Source organism: Streptomyces sp. NPDC090442 (assembly GCF_044769405.1).
Taxonomy (GTDB): domain Bacteria; phylum Actinomycetota; class Actinomycetes; order Streptomycetales; family Streptomycetaceae; genus Streptomyces.
The window spans coordinates 90593-109048 of record NZ_JBIVXW010000033.1; the positions used below are offsets into that span (position 1 = coordinate 90593).

Sequence of the window (18456 nt, forward strand, 5' to 3'; positions counted from 1 at the left end):
GGCCGGCGCCGGGCCCCGCAGCGCGGCCCGGATCACGCTTTGGCAAAGTACGAAGAAAGTTCGAAGACGACGGGACGGATGGAAATGGATCGCGGTGCGGTGTTGTTGGAGGGGGGCGGAGGCGAGCGCCCGCCTCGCCTAGGAGGTTGCTCGCAGTGAGCCACTATGTGTCCAGGCTCCGCAGCCGGCCGCACGGCCAGTTCGGGGGCCCGCCGCGGTTGCGGCTGCCCAAGGGGGCCCGCCGTCCCCGCCGGGTGGCGATGCTCAGTGTGCACACCTCACCGCTCCACCAGCCCGGCACCGGCGACGCCGGCGGGATGAACGTCTACATCGTCGAGCTGGCCCGGAAGCTGGCCGCGGCCGGCATCGAGGTGGAGATCTTCACCCGGGCCACCACCGGCGCCCTGCCGCCCGCCGTCGAGCTGGCCCCCGGCATCCTGGTGCGGCACGTCGCCGCCGGCCCGTACGAGGGGCTGGCCAAGGAGGAGCTGCCGGCCCAACTGTGCGCCTTCACCCACGGCGTGATGCAGGCGTGGGCCGGCCACCGCCCCGGCTACTACGACCTGGTGCACTCCCACTACTGGCTCTCCGGCCACGTCGGTTGGCTGGCCGCGGAGCGCTGGCGGGTCCCGCTGGTGCACGCCATGCACACCATGGCCAAGGTCAAGAACGCCGCGCTGGCCGTCGGCGACGCCCCCGAGCCGGCCGCCCGGGTCATCGGTGAGACCCAGATCGTCGGGGCCGCCGACCGCCTGATCGCCAACACTGCCGAGGAGGCGGAGGAGTTGGTGCGGCACTACGACGCCGACCCGGGCAAGGTCGCGGTGGTCCACCCCGGTGTCAACCTCGACCGCTTCCGGCCGCTGGCGGACGACGGCACCGCCGACGTCGAGGCGAGCCGGGCCGCCGCCCGGGCCCGCCTCGGCCTGCCGCAGGACGCGGTGATCCCGCTCTTCGCCGGCCGGATACAGCCGCTCAAGGCCCCCGACATCCTGCTGCGCGCCACCGCCGCGCTGGTCGACGAGGACCCCTCGCTGCGCTCCCGCATGGTGGTCCCGGTGGTCGGCGGCCCCAGCGGCAGCGGCCTGGCCAAGCCCGAGGGGTTGCAGAAGCTGGCGGCGCGGCTGGGCATCGCCGATCTGGTCCGGTTCCGCCCGCCGGTCGGCCAGGAGCAGCTCGCCGACTGGTACCGCGCCGCGTCCGTGCTGGTCATGCCCTCGTACAGCGAGTCGTTCGGGCTGGTGGCGATCGAGGCGCAGGCGTGCGGCACCCCGGTCGTGGCGGCCTCGGTCGGCGGGCTGCCGGTGGCCGTGCGGGACGGCGTCAGCGGCTTCCTGGTCGCCGGCCACGACCCGGTCGACTACGCCCGCGCGCTGCGCCGCTTCGTCGACGACGGGACGCTGGCCGCCCGGATGGGCAGCGCCGCCGCCCGGCACGCCCAGTCCTTCGGCTGGGACACCGCCGCCGCGGCGACCGCCGACGTCTACACCGCCGCGATGCAGGAGCGCCGCCGTCACCTACGATCGCTGCATGGCTGAGGAACGGCGGCCCTCCGGGGGCGAGCAGCAGGCGGCGGACGCGGCCGCGGTGGTCGAGCGCACCCTCAAGGACGCCGACCTGGAATGGGAGTCGCCGGCCGCCGGCAACTACGTCGTCAAGCTGCCCGGCACCCGCAAGCTGTCCACCACCTGCTCGCTGATCGTCGGCCGCCACTCGCTCTCCGTCAACGCCTTCGTCGTCCGCCGCCCCGACGAGAACCACGAGGCCGTCCACCGCTGGCTGCTGGAGCGCAACACCCGCCTCTACGGCGTGAGTTACGCGATCGACAAGCTGGGCGACATCTACCTCGTCGGCAAGCTCCCGCTGGCCGCCGTCACCCCCGGCGAGCTGGACCGGATCCTCGGCACCGTCCTGGAGAACGCCGACGGCAGCTTCAACACCCTGCTGGAGATGGGCTTCGCCTCGGCGATCCGCAAGGAGTACGCCTGGCGGGTGGCGCGCGGCGAGTCCACCCGCAACCTCTCCGCGTTCGAGCGGCTGACCCGCGGCGACGCGGAGCAGTAGCCGCGGCGCCGCCGGCTCACCTCACGAAGCGCACCTCCGGGTGGCGCGCCGAGGGACCGTCCAGCAGGCGGCCGTCCCGGCCGCGCAGCCACCGGTCGAAGAACGCGGTGACATAGGCCCGTTCGGCGGCGACCGCGCGTGCCGGGTCGAGCGTCCCCACCAGCTCCGTCACGTCCTTGCGGGGCAGCCCCACCTGCCGGGCGACCTGCGGGATCAGCGCCTCCGCATCGGTGAAACTGGCGTGCCGGCCGCCCCGCAGCGTCAGGTCCCGCAGCCAGGTCCCGCGGGCCGCGCTGTGCCGCCAGGCCGCGCCCCAGGAGGGGAGCGCGTGGTGGTCGTCCCCCGCCATCCCCATCAGCAGCAACGGCCGGTCCACCCCGTCCCGCCCCACACTGGACGGATGTGACGGATCGTCATCGCGCTGGGTGTACCCCATCACCCCGTCCATGTTCACCGCCGCCCTGATCCGCGGGTCGTCGTGCATCGTCTGCACGGCGGTGAACCCGCCCGCGGACTGCCCGAACATCCCCACCGCGGACGGGTCCAGCGCCCCGCGCAGCTCCGCCGGCAGCGCCGAGTCCGCCCCGCCGCGCGCCAGTTGGTCCAGCACGAACCGGGTGTCGGCCACCCGCACCGCGGCGACCTTCTCCAGCAACGCGGTGATCCGACCGGCCCGTTGGGCCTTCGCCAGCTCCGCGCGCATCACGCTGCGCGCCACCCGGCCGTCCGGGAACTGCACGGCGGGCGCCTCGTAGGGGTGGTCGAGGGTCACCACCGCGTAGCCCCGGGAGGCGAGTTCGTCGCAGAGCGCGCTGCCGAACGAGCGGGGGTCGCCGGCGCCGGGGGAGTAGAGGACCACCGGCAGCCGGTGGCCGTCCGGCCGGGCCACGGGGGCGCCCCGGTGCGCGTGGGTGAGGGTGGCGCCCCAGGCGACCCTGCCGGCCGGGACGTGGTCCGCGAAGTTGCCCAGCCGGTCGAACGCGGCCGCCTCGACCGCGGTCAACTGCGGCACCCGCGGGAACCGCCCGGCGTCCCGGGTGGCCGGGTAGCGCACGCTCACCATCAGCTCCCGGTACGGCCGTTGGGCGACCCAGGGGTCGGGCCGGTGGCGGTCCGTGAGGTGCAGCGCGACCGTGCCGACCGGGTACGGGCCGGTGGGCGCGGGGAGCGTGAGCGCGGCCGCCGTGGCGTGCGCCCGGCCCCGTGGTTCCTGGCGCCCACCCTCCGCCCCGGCCCCGATGCCCGCCGCGGCCGTCACCGCGACCACCACCAACGCCCCGACCCCCGCCAGCCTCCGCGCCGTGCCGCCCATCGCGTTCTCCCCGTTCGCCCCTGCGGACGCGACCCGCGCCCGACGGACGCCCACCGCCCGTACCCAGTACGATCCCGGCCCCGGCCGGCCCAATCGACCGTGCGGGCACCTGTCTTGGGGGTGCGGCCAGCACGAAGGAGACGTCCACGAGAGCCGCCGCCGACCGCCGCTTACGAGGCCCCGGGCGCGCATCGCTACGCCGCCCCCGTTAGGAGCTCGACGGGATCCCGCCCCGGTCGGTCCCGGCGCGGCCGTCGTCCGGATGCCCCGCACCCGCACGCGTGGGGCCCGAACTCGCCGCGCCCGGCCGGCCGGTGGCGCCGCCCGCGGTGGCCCCGGCTGCGGTGTCCACCCGCTCCGGCAGCCCCCGCAGCAGCAGCCCGTACCCCACCGCGGCCACCGTGCCGACCCCCGCGCAGCCGGCCCAGAGCACCCCGGCGCCGTAGTGGTCGATGACCGTGCCGCCCAACAGGGGCGCGGCCAGCGACGCGACGGACCAGGACAGCGAGTACATGCCCTGGTAGCGACCGCGGCCGTGGCGCGGCGACAGGCGGACCACCAGGCCCATCTGCGTGGGCGAGTTGATGATCTCGCCGAGCGTCCAGACGGCGACCGCGAGCGCGAACAGGGCGAGCGAGCCGGCCAGCGCCGTCAGCCCGAAGCCGTAACCGGCGAGCAGCGCCGAGCCGATGAGCAGCGCGGCCGGGCTGCGGTGCTCGATGAAGCGGGTCACCGGGATCTGGAGCAGCACGATCAGCACCCCGTTGACCGCGATGACCAGCCCGAAGTCCGCGCTGGAGAAGCCCGCGAGACCCATCGACACCGGCAGCGACACATACGCCTGCTGGAACAGCAGCGCCAGCAGCAGGTTCAGCCCGACGACGGTCATGAACCGCCCGTCGCGCAGCACCGTCAGCATCGAGACCCGCGCCGCGCCGGCCGCGTCCCCCGGCGCGTCCGCGGCCCCACCGACCGCCGGGCGCGACTCCGGCAACGCGAAGAACACCACCAGCGCGCAGGCCAGCACCAGCGTCGCCTCGCCCAAGAAGAGGGCCAGATAGCCGTGTTCGGCGATCAGCCCGGCGACGCTGGAGGAGACCGCGAACCCCAGGTTGATCGCCCAGTAGTTGAGGGAGAAGGCGCGGACGCGGTCCTCCGGGGCGACGATGTCGGCCATCATCGCCTGCACCGCGGGCCGCGAGGCGTTGGACGCCATCCCGACCGCGCAGGCCACCACCGCGATGGCCACCGGATCGGTCATGAACCCCAGCAGCGCCACGGACACCGCCGTGCACACCTGCGCCACCAGCATCGTCGGCCGCCGCCCGAGCCGGTCGGCGAGCACCCCCGCCCCCACCGAAGAGACCACCCCGCCGAGCCCGTACAGCGCACCGACCAGCCCCGCGTACGAGGCCGAGTAGCCGCGCTCGACGGTCAGGTAGAGCGCCAGGAAGGTGGCGACGAACGCCCCGAGCCGGTTGATCAACGTGCTGGTCCACAGCCACCAGAACTGCCGCGGCAGTCCCGAGACGCTCGCCACGGCGGCCCGCCGCAGCCGCCCCCGACCCCGGACCTTGGCACCACTTACCGGCGCAGACATGACGGACCCCCCTGGACACCGAACGGCTACGAGCAGCGAAAGCGCCCTCCCGCAGACGGCGTGGGCGACCCGCGCAAACTACAAAGCGGGCGCTCCCGGCCGCCACACAATTGACCGGAAGCGTCAAGCCGCGCCGCCCCGCCTCCCCCCCGCCGGGCACCGATCCGCGCAGGTGACGGCCGCCCGCAGGCGCACCCCATGCCGTCGATTACGCTCGACGGCATGGCCACCGCACCGTACAAGCTGATCCTGCTCCGCCACGGCGAGAGCGAGTGGAACGCGAAGAACCTGTTCACCGGCTGGGTGGACGTCAACCTCAACGAGAAGGGCGAGAAGGAGGCGGTCCGCGGCGGAGAGCTGCTCAAGGACGCCGGCCTGCTCCCCGACGTCGTCCACACCTCCCTCCAGAAGCGGGCCATCCGCACCGCGCAGCTCGCCCTGGAGGCCGCCGACCGCCACTGGATCCCGGTCCACCGGAGCTGGCGGCTGAACGAGCGCCACTACGGTGCGCTCCAGGGCAAGGACAAGGCGCAGACCCTGGCCGAGTTCGGCGAGGAGCAGTTCATGCTGTGGCGCCGCTCGTACGACACCCCGCCGCCCCCGCTGGAGGACGGCAGCGAGTTCTCCCAGAGCGACGACCCGCGCTACGCCGCGATCCCGCCGGAGCTGCGCCCGCGTACCGAGTGCCTCAAGGACGTCGTCGCCCGCATGCTGCCGTACTGGTACGACGGCATCGTCCCGGACCTCACCGCCGGCCGCACGGTCCTCGTCGCCGCCCACGGCAACAGCCTCCGCGCCCTGGTCAAGCACCTGGACGGGATCTCGGACGCGGACATCGCCGGCCTGAACATCCCCACCGGCATCCCGCTCGCCTACGAGCTCGACGCCGACTTCCGCCCCGTCAAGCCGGGCGGCACCTACCTCGACCCGGAGGCCGCCAAGGCCGCCATCGAAGCCGTGAAGAACCAGGGCAAGAAGAAGTAAGCTCCCGCGCACCGCGCGAGCAAGCCCCCTACCAGCGGTTTTCTCCGCAGGTAGGGGGCTTTTTGCCGGGTCGGGGCCGCGTGGGGCACCGTGCCGTGCTCACCGTGCCGTCGTCACGGGGCCGTTGGCGGGCCGTCGGTGGAGCGGGCCGTTCAGCAGTTGCCGCCGCACTGGCACGGGCCCCCGGACTGGCAGCCGCAGCCGCATCCGGAGCCGCAGCCACAGGCGCCGAGGACGGGGAGCAGCGGCCGGTCGACGGCCGGCTGCTCGTCCTGGGACGCGGGGTTCGGGGAGTCCGCCATGAGTGCCATTCTTCGCCTCCTAGGGGTCACCTGGTGCTTATTGCAAGCCCGGGTGCATAGGCGCGTCAACGGCGCGTGGGCGCACGTTACGCGCCCTCGACCCCCGTCGAGGGCGCGATCTCGTCGGCGTGCTCGCCGGTCACGAGGTAGACGACGCGCTTGGCCACCGAGACCGCGTGGTCCGCGAAGCGCTCGTAGTAGCGGCCCAGCAGGGTCACGTCCACGGCCGTCTCGATGCCGTGCTTCCAGCGGTCGTCCATCAGGTGCTGGAAGAGGGTGCGGTGGAGCAGGTCCATCGCGTCGTCGTCCTGCTCCAACTGGAGCGCGAGATCGACGTCCTTGGTGATGATGACCTCGCCGGCCTTGGCCATCAGCCGCTGCGCCAACTGCCCCATCTCCAGGATGGTGGCGTGCAGATCGCGCGGCACCGCCCGCTCGGGGAAGCGCAGCCGGGCCAGCTTGGCGACGTGCTGGGCCAGGTCACCGGAGCGCTCCAGGTCGGCGCTCATCCGCAGCGAGGTGACGACGATCCGCAGGTCGGTGGCGACCGGCTGCTGGCGGGCCAGCAGGGCGATGGCCCGGGCCTCCAGATCGCGCTGCAGGTCGTCGACCCTCTCGTCGGCGGCGATGACGCTCTCGGCCAGCTTCAGGTCCGCGTCGAGTATCGCCGTGGTGGCGCGCCCGATCGCGGAGCCGACGAGCCGGGCCATCTCGACCAGGCCCTCGCTGATCGAGTCCAGCTCCTCGTGGTACGCGTCCCGCATCAGTGACCTTCTCTCGCTTCGAGGGGGTTGGGGGTTCCGGAGTGCTCCCGGGAGTTCCGGGGGGCGTGCGTGGTGGTGAAGGGGGGTGGCGTTTGCGCCTACGCTCCCACGGACCGGCCGCCGGCGGTCCCGGCACCCTCAATGTGCGGCCGGATCGCGACGGGCGGGGCCACCGGGGGTGAACTGCCGCCGACCCGAAGGTGAACTCTGGGAGACGTCGCCGCGGCCGAGAGGCCGCCACCCGCGCTCCGCCGTCGCGATCGGTGAACCGACCCCGACGCCTCGGTGAACTCTGGGCGAAGGGTGGCTGAGCAGCGGCTCCCACCGCTGGGGGAGTGTCGGAGGCGGCACATATTCTGGATTCATGAACGTGGACGCGGCGGTCGCCGCGATGGCAGCGATCGCCGGTCTGTGCACCGGCGTCTTCGCCATGCTGGCGTTCCGCTGGAGCGAGCGGGATCAGGTCAAGCCCACCCGCACGTCCTTGCATACCGAGGCGGTCCTGCCGCCCGGTGTCGACACCGTCCTGTCGGTGCTGCGCTCCTCCGCCGTCGTCCTCGACGAGGCCGACGCGGTGGTCAAGGCGAGCTCCGCGGCGTACGCCCTCGGGCTGGTGCGCGGCGGTCGGCTGGCCGTGGAGCCGATGCTCCAGATGGCGCGCGACACCCGCAGGGACGGCGAGATACGCCAGGTGGAGCTCGACCTACCGCGCCGCGGCACCGGCCGCGGGGACGCCCTGGCGGTCTCCGCCCGGGTCGCCCCGCTCGGTTCCCGGCTGGTCCTGCTCCTGGTGGAGGACCTCACCGAGGCCCGCCGCATCGAAGCGGTCCGCCGCGACTTCGTGGCCAATGTCAGCCACGAGCTCAAGACGCCCGTCGGCGCCCTCTCCCTCCTCTCCGAGGCGGTGATGGACGCCAGCGACGACCCGGAGGCGGTCACCCGCTTCGCCGGCCGGATGCAGAACGAGGCCACCCGCCTGACCAACCTCGTCCAGGAGCTCATCGACCTCTCCCGGGTGCAGAACGACGACCCGCTGGAGGACGCCGAGCCGGTTCCGGTCGACGAGCTGGTCGCCGAGGCGGTCGACCGCTGCCGCCAGCAGGCCGGCACCAAGCAGATCACCATCGCCAGCTCCATCGGCGGCTCCGAGGGCGCCGCGAAGCGCGGCGGTGAGGCCGACGGCCTGCACATCTGGGGCAACCGCGGCCAGCTCGCCGCCGCCCTGGGCAACCTCGTCGAGAACGCCGTCAACTACTCCCCGGCGCGCACCCGCGTCGGGATCGCCGGCCGCCGGGTGCCCGCGCCCGGCGGCGACCTGATCGAGATAGCGGTGACCGACCAGGGCATCGGCATCTCCGAAAAGGACCGGGACCGCATCTTCGAGCGGTTCTACCGCGTGGACCCGGCGCGCTCGCGCGCCACCGGCGGGACCGGCCTCGGCCTCGCCATCGTCAAGCACGTGGCCGCCTCGCACGGCGGGGAGGTCACGGTGTGGAGCGCTGAGGGACAGGGCTCCACCTTCACCTTGCGTCTCCCGGAAGCCGGGGCCGTGCGCGATCGCGAGCGGCCCTCGGACCTCACTGCGGAGGGCCTCGACGACGAGGACCGCCCGTACGAGACCTTCAACGATCCGCTCCCAGCTCACCCAGCCCCGGAGGTCCTTCCGTGACCCGAGTGCTCGTCGTCGAGGACGAGGAATCGTTCAGCGACGCACTGTCGTACATGCTCCGCAAGGAGGGCTTCGAGGTCGCCGTGGCGGCCACCGGGCCCGACGGTCTGGACGAGTTCGAGCGCAACGGCGCCGACCTCGTCCTGCTGGACCTGATGCTGCCGGGCCTGCCCGGCACCGAGGTCTGCCGCCAGCTTCGCGGCCGCTCCAACGTCCCGGTCATCATGGTGACCGCCAAGGACAGTGAGATCGACAAGGTCGTCGGTCTCGAAATAGGGGCCGACGACTACGTCACCAAGCCCTTCTCCTCCCGCGAACTGGTCGCCCGGATCCGCGCGGTGCTGCGCCGCCGCGGCGAGCCGGAGGAGGTCGCCCCGCAGGCCCTGGAGGCCGGCCCGGTGCGGATGGACGTGGACCGCCACGTCGTCACGGTCTCCGGCGGCAAGGTCGACCTGCCGCTCAAGGAGTTCGACCTGCTGGAGATGCTGCTGCGGAACGCCGGCCGGGTGCTGACCCGCATGCAGTTGATCGACCGCGTCTGGGGCGCCGACTACGTGGGCGACACCAAGACCCTCGACGTCCACGTCAAGCGGCTGCGCGCCAAGATCGAGCCCGACCCGGGCGCCCCGCGCTATCTGGTGACGGTCCGCGGCCTGGGCTACAAGTTCGAGCCGTAGGCCGCGGCGCGGGACACACGTGAAGGGGCGCCCCTCCCGACCGGGAGGGGCGCCCCTTCACGTGCTGCGGGCCTCAGTGGCCGGCGTGCCCCGACTCCGAGGGCTTGCCGGAGGTGCTCGGGGAGGCCGAGCCGCTCGGGCTGCCCGCCTCGCCCGGCTTGCCGGACGCGGAGGTGCTCGGCTGCGGCGTCACGGACGGGCCGTAGCTCTCGAAGATGTTCTTCGCCGGGACGACGAAGGCGTTCAGCTTGACCTTGCCGGTGCTGCTGAAGTCGAAGGTCAACTGCTGGGCGTTGCCGTCCTGGACGGCCTCCCGGCCGCTCTCCAGGAGGGCGCTGGGGTTGCCCTTGCCGCCGATGACGACGGAGCCGCCGGCCGGCACGTTGATCTTGGTGGACAGCTTGGCCGACTGGCCGGTGCCGTCGACCGAGATGCCGGTCAACTGCTGGTCCTTGGTACCGGTGTTGAACACCGTCGCGGTGATCGCGGCCGGACCCTTGGCGGTGACCTCGGGCTGGGTGACGACGTTGGCGTTCTGCACCTTGATGTCGCCGACGCTGGTCTCGGCGTTGTCCGGCTTGACCTCCAGCGTCTGGGCGTCGTTCCCGGCGGCGCACGCGGAGAGGGTGGCGATCGAGAGCGAGAGGACGGTGGCGGCGAGGACGCCGCGTCGAAGGCTGCGGCTCACGGCGGCGGCATCTCCTTGACGAGCTACGGCGGCCGAACGATTCGTGCCCGGTCGCGGATGGACGGCTGAGGACGGTTCGCGTACGCGTCATGGCGACGGGCACGTAAAGCCGCCCTAAGGGTGGGTCAGCGCCGCTAGGTTACCGAGCCGCCCTCGCGGTCCCGCACCCGACCCGCCCCCTAAGCGATCACCCACCCCCGTACCTGCCCCGACCCACCCACACCGGCACCCCGCCCGGGCGACCCGCGCCGCCCCCGCCCCCCAATTCCGGAAGCCGCTCTCGACCCGATCCCCCGACCGATCTCCGAGCGGATCTCCACACCCCTCTCCGCGCCCCTCTCCGTCTCGATCTCCGGAGAACTGCCGGGCATATTCGGCACGCGACTGTTCGAGTGGTGACCGCGGTGTTTCCCCCAGGTGAAAAGCGGTATTCACAGGGAATGCACATGACGCCCGAAATTGATCACTCGCGGTCGCACGGGATCGTTGATCAATTCCGGGAATCACGCCCGACTCGTCACCAAGCATCCGAACGGAGTAGCGGAACTCGCTCAGGTGGATCGGCGTAAATCGGGATGTTTCACCTGTTGATCTCCGTGATTCCGGCCCGTCGCGGGCGGCTTTCTCCGCACCCGGGAAGCCCCTCCCACCTGCGGATACCTGCGCCGGGAGCCCCCTCGCAGCACGTTCCGGCCGCTGTTGTCAAGCCCCGAGATATGCCCTGACCTGCGAAAACGCCATTCAGAACGGCCCGTTCCCGTGTTAGCATGGATAGCCACGGAAGGGGTACCTGTCACATGACGTTCAAGGTTGGCGACACCGTGGTCTATCCCCATCACGGGGCCGCGCTGATCGAGGCCATCGAAACTCGCCAGATCAAAGGCGTGGACAAGACCTACTTGGTGCTGAAGGTCGCCCAGGGCGACTTGACTGTTCGTGTGCCAGCGGACAATGCGGAGTTCGTCGGCGTACGCGACGTGGTTGGTCAGGACGGGCTGGACCGGGTCTTCGAGGTGCTGCGCGCACCGTATGCCGAGGAGCCGACGAACTGGTCCCGTCGCTACAAGGCAAATCTTGAGAAGCTCGCTTCCGGCGACGTGATCAAGGTCGCCGAGGTCGTTCGTGACCTGTGGCGGCGCGAGCGCGAGCGCGGGCTCTCCGCGGGTGAGAAGCGGATGCTCGCCAAGGCCCGCCAGATCCTGGTGAGCGAGCTGGCCCTCGCGGAGAACACCAACGAAGACAAGGCCGAGGCCCTGCTCGACGAGGTCCTCGCGTCCTGACGACGCGCACGCTGACTGCGACGACGCGAGCACGGTGACGTAAGCCGGTGTGCCGACGCAGCAGCAACGACGTACGTGCAATGCCGCGGTGCCCGAGCGACGACCGCCTCCCCGATGCGGAGGGTCTGTTGCCGGGCGCTGCGGCATATCTGCGGGGAGCGTGTGGGAAGGCCGGACGCTGAGCCGGCGGCGACTTCGTCGGTGAAGGCCGCCGGGCTCCGCCCCCGGCCATGCTGAGCGGGGAGACCCCCCGTGGCGTGCCGGGTGCGGGATGCTGCCCCGACCGCTGTCACGGAAGGGTTGCGGTCTGGGCGTCTCGCCCGGCACACCCCCGAGCTTCACGGGCAGGGGGTCCCTCCAGGCCATACCCACCCCGCCCGAGGAAACAAACCTGCCTGCCCTAATTCCGGGCCCGCCCGGACTTTCGGAGCCATCGATGTCAGATCCCTCCCGTCCGGCCCGCACCGCGGCGGTCATCCCCGCCGCCGGCCGCGGTGTCCGGCTCGGCCCCGGTACGCCCAAGGCGCTGCGCACCCTGGGCGGCACCCCGATGCTGGTCCATGCGGTCCGCGCGATGGCCGCCTCGCGCGCCGTCACGCACATCGTCGTGGTCGCCCCGCCGGACGGCCCCGACGAGGTCGGCCACCTCCTCGACGCCCATCCGCTCGCCGACCGCACCGACCTGGTCGTGGTCCCCGGCGGCGCCACCCGCCAGGAGTCGGTCCGGCTCGGGCTCGCGGCGCTGCCCGACGGGATCGACGTGGTGCTGGTGCACGACGCGGCCCGTCCGCTCGTCCCGGTCGAGACCGTCGACACGGTGATCGCGGCGGTGCGCGACGGCGCCCCGGCCGTGGTCCCCGCGCTGCCGCTGGCCGACACCGTCAAGCAGGTCGAGCCGCGCCCCCAGGGGTCCCCGGAACCGGTGGTCGGCACCCCGGAGCGGTCGCTGTTGCGTGCCGTGCAGACCCCGCAGGGCTTCGACCCGGCCACGCTGCGCAAGGCGCACGAGGTCGTCGTGGAGGGCGAGGGGGCCACCGACGACGCCGGGCTGGTGGAGCGGCTCGGGGAGCCGGTGGTGCTCGTCCCGGGCCACGAGGAAGCGTTCAAGGTGACCCGGCCGCTGGACCTCGTCCTGGCCGAGGCCGTACTCGCCCGGAGGAGGGCCACCGATGGCTATGTCTGAGTCCGCCGCGACCGCGCCGGTGCCCGGCATCCCGCTCGTCGGGGTCGGCACCGATGTGCACGCCTTCGAGAAGGGGCGCGAACTGTGGTGCGCCGGGCTCCTGTGGGACGCCGCGGCGAGCGACGGCTACGGGCTGGCCGGGCACAGCGACGGCGACGTGGCCGCGCACGCCGCCTGCGACGCGCTGTTCTCCGCGGCCGGCATCGGCGACCTCGGCGCCCACTTCGGCACCTCCCGCCCGGAGTGGTCCGGCGCCTCCGGGGTGACGCTGCTGGCCGAGGCGGCGCGCATCGTGCGGGCCGAGGGCTTCGCCATCGGCAACGTCGCGGTGCAGGTCATCGGCGTCCGGCCGAAGGTCGGCAAGCGCCGGGACGAGGCGCAGCGGGCGCTGTCGGCGGCCGTCGGGGCGCCGGTCTCGGTCTCCGGCACCACCACCGACGGGCTGGGGCTGACCGGCCGCGCCGAGGGGCTGGCGGCGATCGCCACCGCGCTGGTGGTGCGCACCGCCTGAGAGGCCGCGGGGTGGGCCGGGTCGGGCTGCGCCGATCGGGCCCACTGCGTCGGAATGCCCGGTGCAGCAGGGGGCGTTGGGACGGAATCCGGGTACGGGTGTTCCTCAAAAGCCAACGGTCCGGTCCACGGGAAGGAACCTCGTGTCTGCAACGCTCTCCGACGGTCTCAAGAAGCTGCTCGACTCCCCGGTCTTCGTCATGGTGGGGACGGTCCAGCCGGACGGCAGCCCCCAGCTCTCCCCGGTCTGGGTCAAGCGGGACGGCGACGACCTGCTGATCTCCACGACCGTCGGGCGCCGCAAGGAGAAGAACCTCCGCCGCGACCCGCGGGTCTCGGTCGTCGTCCAGCCCTTCGACGCGCCGTACACCTACGCCGAGATCCGCGGCGAGGCGACGCTGAGCACCGAGGGCGGGCAGCAGTTGATCGACGAGCTCTCGCGGAAGTACACGGGCAAGGCGTACGCGGAGTTCAACGCGGACGCGGTCGACGACGCGGAGCGGGTCGTGGTCCGCATCACCCCGCGGAAGGTGGTCGGCGGCGTCTGAGGCGTCGTCCGGAAGTGTTCCGTCCGGATAAGCCGGCAAATCGGGCGGCTTTGACGGATCCGGTGCCCTGTGCCCAAGAGGGCACAGGGCACCGTTGCGTTCCGACTACCCTGGTCCCGTGACGATTCGCCTGTACGACACCAGCGCCCGGCAGATCCGTGACTTCACCCCGATCAAGCCGGGCTGTGTCTCGATCTACCTCTGTGGCGCGACCGTGCAGGCCGCACCGCACATCGGGCACATCCGCTCCGGACTCAACTTCGACATCATGCGCCGGTGGTTCGCCCACCGCGGCTACGACGTGACGTTCGTCCGCAACGTCACGGACATCGACGACAAGATCATCCAGAAGTCGGCCGACCAGGGCCGCCCCTGGTGGTCGATCGGGTACGAGAACGAGGTCGCCTTCAACGCGGCCTACGACGCCCTCGGCTGCCTGCGCCCCACCTACGAGCCGCGCGCCACCGGCCACATCCCCGAGATGATCGAGATGATGCGCGGCCTGATCGAGCGCGGCCACGCCTACGCCGCCGACGGCAACGTCTACTTCGACGTGAAGTCCTTCCCGGAGTACCTCCAGCTCTCCAACCAGGAGTTGGCCAACCTCCGCCAGCCGTCCGGCGAGGGCGAGACCGGCAAGCGGGACCCGCGCGACTTCGCCATGTGGAAGGCGGCCAAGGAGGGCGAGCCCAGTTGGGAGACCCCCTGGGGCCGCGGCCGGCCGGGCTGGCACCTGGAGTGCTCGGCGATGGCCCACAAGTACCTGGGCTCCGCCTTCGACATCCACGGCGGCGGCGTCGACCTGGTCTTCCCGCACCACGAGAACGAGATCGCGCAGGCCCAGGCGTACGGCGACGAGTTCGCCCGGTACTGGGCGCACAACGCCTGGGTGACCATGAGCGGCGAGAAGATGTCCAAGTCGCTGGGCAACTCCGTGCTGGTCTCGGAGATGGTCAAGCGCTGGCGGCCGATCGTGCTGCGCTACTACCTCGGCACCCCGCACTACCGCTCGATGATCGAGTACAGCGAGGAGGCGCTGCGCGAGGCCGAGTCGTCGTTCGCGCGGATCGAGGGCTTCGTCCAGCGCGTGGTGGAGAAGGCCGGCATCGTCGAGCCCGCGGCCGAGGTGCCGCCGGCGTTCGCCGAGGCGATGGACGACGACCTGGGCGTCCCGCAGGCGCTGGCGATCGTGCACACCACCGTCCGGCAGGGCAACTCCGCGCTGACCGCCGACGACAAGGAGGCCGCGGTGGCCCGGCTCGCCGAGGTGCGCGCGATGCTCGGCGTGCTCGGCCTGGACCCGCTCGACGAGCGCTGGTCGGGTGGCGGCGCGGACCGCGGCGAGGACCTGCACGGCGTCGTCGACTCGCTGGTCCAGCTCGTCCTGGAGCAGCGGCAGAGCGCCCGCGCCCGCAAGGACTACGCCACCGCCGACGCCATCCGCGACCAGCTCCAGCAGTCCGGCCTCACCATCGAGGACACCCCCTCCGGCCCGCGCTGGACGCTGTCCTAAGCGTCCGCCCCCGGGGACCGTCCCGGGGCCGGCCGCACCCCCGGTCACCAGCCGGATTCGCCCTTCCCGGCGGCCGCGGGCGACACTCAATCCATACGTACGTACCCACTCCACGTCGCGAGACGTCGAGAGCAGTGAAGAAACAGGTGACCCATGGCCGGCAACAGCCAGCGCAGGAACCGCCGCACGTCGAACAAGAAGGGCGCTCAGGTCGGCAGTGGCGGTAAGCGGCGCCGGTCCCTGGAGGGCAAGGGCCCGACCCCGCCCGCGTCCGCCCGCAAGGGGCACGTCAAGAACCGCGTCGCCAACGCCAAGGCCAAGCAGGCCGCGGTCCGCCGGCCGGCGCCGCGGCGCGGTGGCGCCAAGGGCACCGCGGAGCTGGTCGTGGGCCGCAACCCGGTCGTCGAGGCGCTGCGCGAGGGCGTGCCGGCGACCACCCTGTACGTGCAGCAGTTCATCGACAACGACGAGCGGGTCCGCGAGGCGCTCCAGCTCGCCACCGAGCTCGGGCTGAACCTCCTGGAGGCGCCCCGCGCCGAGCTCGACCGGATGACGAACGGGCTCAACCACCAGGGCCTGGTCGCCCAGATCCCGCCGTACGAGTACGCGCACCCCGAGGACCTCTCGGCCGCCGCCTTCGACGACGGCGAGGACCCGCTGATCGTCGCCCTGGACGGGGTCACCGACCCGCGCAACCTCGGCGCCGTCGTCCGTTCCGTCTCGGCGTTCGGCGGCCACGGCGTCGTCGTGCCGGAGCGCCGGGCGGCCGGGATGACCGCCGGCGCCTGGAAGACCTCGGCCGGCACCGCGGCCCGTACGCCGGTGGCCCGCGCCACCAACCTGACGCGCGCTTTGGAGTCGTACCAGAAGGCGGGGCTGACGGTGGTCGGTCTGGCCGCGGACGGCGACACCGAACTGCAGGACCTGGAGCTGCTGGACGGCCCGGTCGTCATCGTGGTCGGCAGCGAGGGCAAGGGTCTGTCCCGGTTGGTCGGCGAGACCTGCGACGTGCGGGTGCGGATCCCGATGCCGGGCGGCGCGGAGTCGCTGAACGCCGGCGTCGCGGCCGGCGTGGTGCTGTGGGAGGCGGCGCGCCGCCGCGCCTGATCCGTTGTACCGGGCCGTACTTCGGGCCGGGCGGGCCACGCGCCGCCCGGCCCGGACACCGACGCCGTGTGCCCGCCCGAGGGTGGGCGGACGTTCCGCTCGTCTCGCCGTATCACGTGATCTTTTGACGGGTCTCGGACAGATCGGGTCGGTCAAGGCAGTGTCTTAACCGCGGGTCACTCGGTTAGATGAGCGTGGACACCAGAACACCCCGCACGCCTACGGGGGGACGCTCGCCGGGCTTCGACGACGAGCCGGTCCTGAGCTCGGTCAAGGTGCCGTGCGATCCCGCGCAGGTCATCGTCAACCACGCCAGCTTCCGCGTGCAGCTCGCCGCCCCCGTGGTCGCCGGCGCGCTGGCCGAGACCGCGCGCGTCCCCGCCCTCCGGGGATCGCCGCCCAGACGCCGCACGCCCGTGGTCTGGAGCGGCCGCACCGGACCGGGCGGCACCGCCGGCGCCACCACCCAGCTCCTGCACGCGGTGCGCGACGCGGGCGTCCGCCCGGACCCCCGTCCCGCCGACGACCTCGGCACGACCCAGGTGCTGCCCCGCGTCCGGCTCGGCGACGCCCCCGCCTCCACCGTCGTGGGCCAGCGCGGCCCCGCCGACGTCGAGGACACCCTGCCGCACGGCACCCGCGCGGTGCCCGGCCAGTTCGCCGGGCGCCGGTGGGACGACGGCGGGGACGGCCACGACGAGGACCGCTTCGAGGACCATTTCGAGGACCATTTCGAGGCGCGCGACCGCTACGAGTCCGGGGCCCGGCGGCGCAGCGGCGACGCCGTCCGGCACGCCTACTACCCCGGCCGCCGGATGAACCTCGGCGTCGTCCTGCTGCCGCTGCGGATCTTCCTCGGCCTGATCTCGGTCTACGCCGGGATGGGCAAGCTCTGCGACCCCGTCTACTTCGACGGCGGCCAGCGGGGCTCGATGGTCACCTGGCTGCTCTCCCTGCACCCCTGGGAACTGGCCGTCCCGCTGCGGGACTTCGCGGTCGCGCACCCGGTCGGCGCCGGCCTGACGGTGGCCTTCCTCCAGGTCGTGGTGGGCGTGCTGACCATCTGCGGGCTGTGGCAGCGGGTCGCCGCCTCGTTCGGCGCGCTGCTCTCCGCGGCGCTGCTGATGACCGTGAGCTGGCGCGCCTTCCCCGCCTACGACGCCCCCGACATCATCTATCTCGCCGCCTGGAGCCCGTTGGTCATCGCGGGCGCCCCCGTCTACTCCATGGACGCCCGGCTGGCCGGCGAGGCGTGGCGGCGGCTGGGCCCGCGCGTCGAGGTCGGCGCGCTGCGCCGCCGGGTGCTGCGCCGCGGCGCGGTGATGACCGCGGTGGTGGCCGGACTGACCCTGCTCATCGGCTCCCTGCTGGGCGGCGCGGTGCGGACCGCGCGGGTGCCGACCGTGCCGCGGCCCGGCGAGCCCGCGATCAACAACCTCCCCGGCTCGCCGCTGCCCCGCCTCGGCCACCACGCCACCCGCCCCGACCACCGCACTCCCGGGCACCTCGGCACGCCCTCGACGAGCGCCTCCCACAAGGCCCACAAGCCCGGCACCCCGTCGGCCTCGGCCCCCGGCACGCCGTCGGCGGGGGCCCACACCGGTGCCTCGACGCACCGCCCGGGCGCGACCACCAGCGCCCCGCAGCACTCGGGCCCGACCCACGCCCCGTCCCGTACGCAGGCGCCGGCCACCTCGGGCGGCACCGGCGCCGGTACGACCGGCAGCTCCAACAGCGGTGCCCCCGGAGGCGACTCCGGCCACGGCAACACCCTGGGCGGCCTCCTGGGCTGACCCGCCCGTATATCGCCCCCACCTCGTCCCCGATCGCTCCGCTCTCCCCACGGCCCCGCGGCCGGGGTGGCGGGCGGTCGGGGACGACTCGTTGGAGGCGGGGGCTGGGGGCGGGCGAGGGACAACCAGGAGGGCCTGTAGGGGCGTTGAGGGATGCGGGGGAGGGGCGGGCAGGCACGGGGAGGGTCGGGAGCCGAGAGGGGCTCTGAGGCCCTTGTGCGCCCGCCTCCGGGGCGCCTTGGCCCCGCTTCACCCTGCCGCTGCCGTTGTGTCGGCCTTCTGGGGGCGTGGCTCGGCTCCTGGCGAGGCGCGGCGGACGCCGCTGCCGGGAGGGCTCAAGCGAGGGCCGCGTACGGCACGGGCGCTTTAGGGCGCTTCTGACGGATCTCCGCGGCGTCGCGGCGTCTGGCACGCACTCCCCCACGCCTAAAGGGCGCGGGGGGACCCCCTGCGGCGTTGCCG

The 18456-nt window shown here is 73.0% G+C and carries 17 protein-coding genes; 12 read left to right on the top strand and 5 right to left on the bottom strand.

The genetic code is table 11. The annotated features are described in order from the left end of the window. Positions 1-155 precede the first annotated feature (155 nt). Positions 156-1538: a D-inositol-3-phosphate glycosyltransferase gene (mshA, locus tag ACIQU6_RS23530; RefSeq protein ID WP_403483632.1), complete on the top strand. Its 1383-nt coding sequence runs from the start codon at positions 156-158 to the stop codon at positions 1536-1538. Then, a complete protein-coding gene (locus ACIQU6_RS23535; RefSeq protein WP_403483633.1) occupies positions 1531-2064 on the top strand; it encodes a YbjN domain-containing protein in 534 nt (177 codons plus the stop codon). Before mshA ends, ACIQU6_RS23535 begins: the two co-directional genes overlap by 8 nt. Positions 2065-2080: 16 nt before the next feature. Here ACIQU6_RS23535 and ACIQU6_RS23540 read toward each other — a convergent pair whose 3' ends face one another. Continuing rightward, positions 2081-3376, bottom strand: coding sequence for an alpha/beta hydrolase family protein (locus tag ACIQU6_RS23540; protein ID WP_403483634.1), 1296 nt, complete (start codon positions 3374-3376; stop codon positions 2081-2083). A gap of 208 nt (positions 3377-3584) precedes the next feature. After that, positions 3585-4976: an MDR family MFS transporter gene (locus tag ACIQU6_RS23545; RefSeq protein WP_403483635.1), complete on the bottom strand. Its 1392-nt coding sequence runs from the start codon at positions 4974-4976 to the stop codon at positions 3585-3587. A gap of 222 nt (positions 4977-5198) precedes the next feature. On the opposite strand from ACIQU6_RS23545, the gene ACIQU6_RS23550 reads away from it, so the two are divergent. Beyond that, on the top strand, positions 5199-5960 hold the full coding sequence (locus ACIQU6_RS23550) for a phosphoglyceromutase (protein ID WP_403483636.1): 762 nt from the start codon (positions 5199-5201) through the stop codon (positions 5958-5960). A gap of 152 nt (positions 5961-6112) precedes the next feature. On the opposite strand, the gene ACIQU6_RS23555 is transcribed toward ACIQU6_RS23550, so the two are convergent. After that, a complete protein-coding gene (locus tag ACIQU6_RS23555) occupies positions 6113-6262 on the bottom strand; it encodes a hypothetical protein (protein WP_383412809.1) in 150 nt (49 codons plus the stop codon). Positions 6263-6348: 86 nt separating this feature from the next. Further along, on the bottom strand, positions 6349-7026 hold the full coding sequence (gene phoU / locus ACIQU6_RS23560; protein WP_403483637.1) for a phosphate signaling complex protein PhoU: 678 nt from the start codon (positions 7024-7026) through the stop codon (positions 6349-6351). Positions 7027-7390: 364 nt separating this feature from the next. Here phoU and ACIQU6_RS23565 point away from each other — a divergent pair, with 364 nt between their 5' ends. Further along, a complete protein-coding gene (locus ACIQU6_RS23565) occupies positions 7391-8695 on the top strand; it encodes a sensor histidine kinase (protein ID WP_403483638.1) in 1305 nt (434 codons plus the stop codon). Next, positions 8692-9372 carry a response regulator transcription factor gene (locus ACIQU6_RS23570; protein ID WP_016572018.1) on the top strand — a complete coding sequence of 227 codons (681 nt, stop codon included), beginning with the start codon at positions 8692-8694 and terminating at the stop codon, positions 9370-9372. Before ACIQU6_RS23565 ends, ACIQU6_RS23570 begins: the two co-directional genes overlap by 4 nt. Before the next feature lie 73 nt (positions 9373-9445). Here ACIQU6_RS23570 and ACIQU6_RS23575 read toward each other — a convergent pair whose 3' ends face one another. Then, positions 9446-10060, bottom strand: a complete 615-nt coding sequence (locus ACIQU6_RS23575; protein WP_403483639.1) for a DUF461 domain-containing protein — start codon at positions 10058-10060, stop codon at positions 9446-9448. Between the two features lie 797 nt (positions 10061-10857). Between ACIQU6_RS23575 and ACIQU6_RS23580 the strand changes: the two genes are divergently transcribed. The 7 genes from ACIQU6_RS23580 to ACIQU6_RS23610 all read left to right on the top strand — a co-directional run bounded on the left by ACIQU6_RS23580 (position 10858) and on the right by ACIQU6_RS23610 (position 17994). Continuing rightward, complete coding sequence (locus tag ACIQU6_RS23580) at positions 10858-11340, top strand: CarD family transcriptional regulator (protein ID WP_003953493.1); 483 nt, start codon at positions 10858-10860, stop codon at positions 11338-11340. A 436-nt stretch (positions 11341-11776) separates the two neighbouring features. Next, on the top strand, positions 11777-12523 hold the full coding sequence (ispD, locus tag ACIQU6_RS23585) for a 2-C-methyl-D-erythritol 4-phosphate cytidylyltransferase (protein ID WP_403483640.1): 747 nt from the start codon (positions 11777-11779) through the stop codon (positions 12521-12523). Then, positions 12516-13034: a 2-C-methyl-D-erythritol 2,4-cyclodiphosphate synthase gene (ispF, locus tag ACIQU6_RS23590; protein ID WP_403483651.1), complete on the top strand. Its 519-nt coding sequence runs from the start codon at positions 12516-12518 to the stop codon at positions 13032-13034. The genes ispD and ispF overlap by 8 nt, the downstream gene beginning before the upstream one ends. A gap of 142 nt (positions 13035-13176) precedes the next feature. Then, positions 13177-13581, top strand: coding sequence for a PPOX class F420-dependent oxidoreductase (locus ACIQU6_RS23595; protein ID WP_403483641.1), 405 nt, complete (start codon positions 13177-13179; stop codon positions 13579-13581). Positions 13582-13699: 118 nt separating this feature from the next. Next, entirely contained in the window at positions 13700-15094 is a 1395-nt protein-coding gene (gene cysS, locus ACIQU6_RS23600; RefSeq protein WP_403483642.1) for a cysteine--tRNA ligase, read from the top strand. A 153-nt stretch (positions 15095-15247) separates the two neighbouring features. Further along, a complete protein-coding gene (gene rlmB / locus ACIQU6_RS23605; RefSeq protein WP_403483643.1) occupies positions 15248-16201 on the top strand; it encodes a 23S rRNA (guanosine(2251)-2'-O)-methyltransferase RlmB in 954 nt (317 codons plus the stop codon). Between the two features lie 188 nt (positions 16202-16389). Beyond that, positions 16390-17994, top strand: coding sequence for a DoxX family protein (locus ACIQU6_RS23610; RefSeq protein WP_403483644.1), 1605 nt, complete (start codon positions 16390-16392; stop codon positions 17992-17994). Positions 17995-18456: the final 462 nt, after the last annotated feature.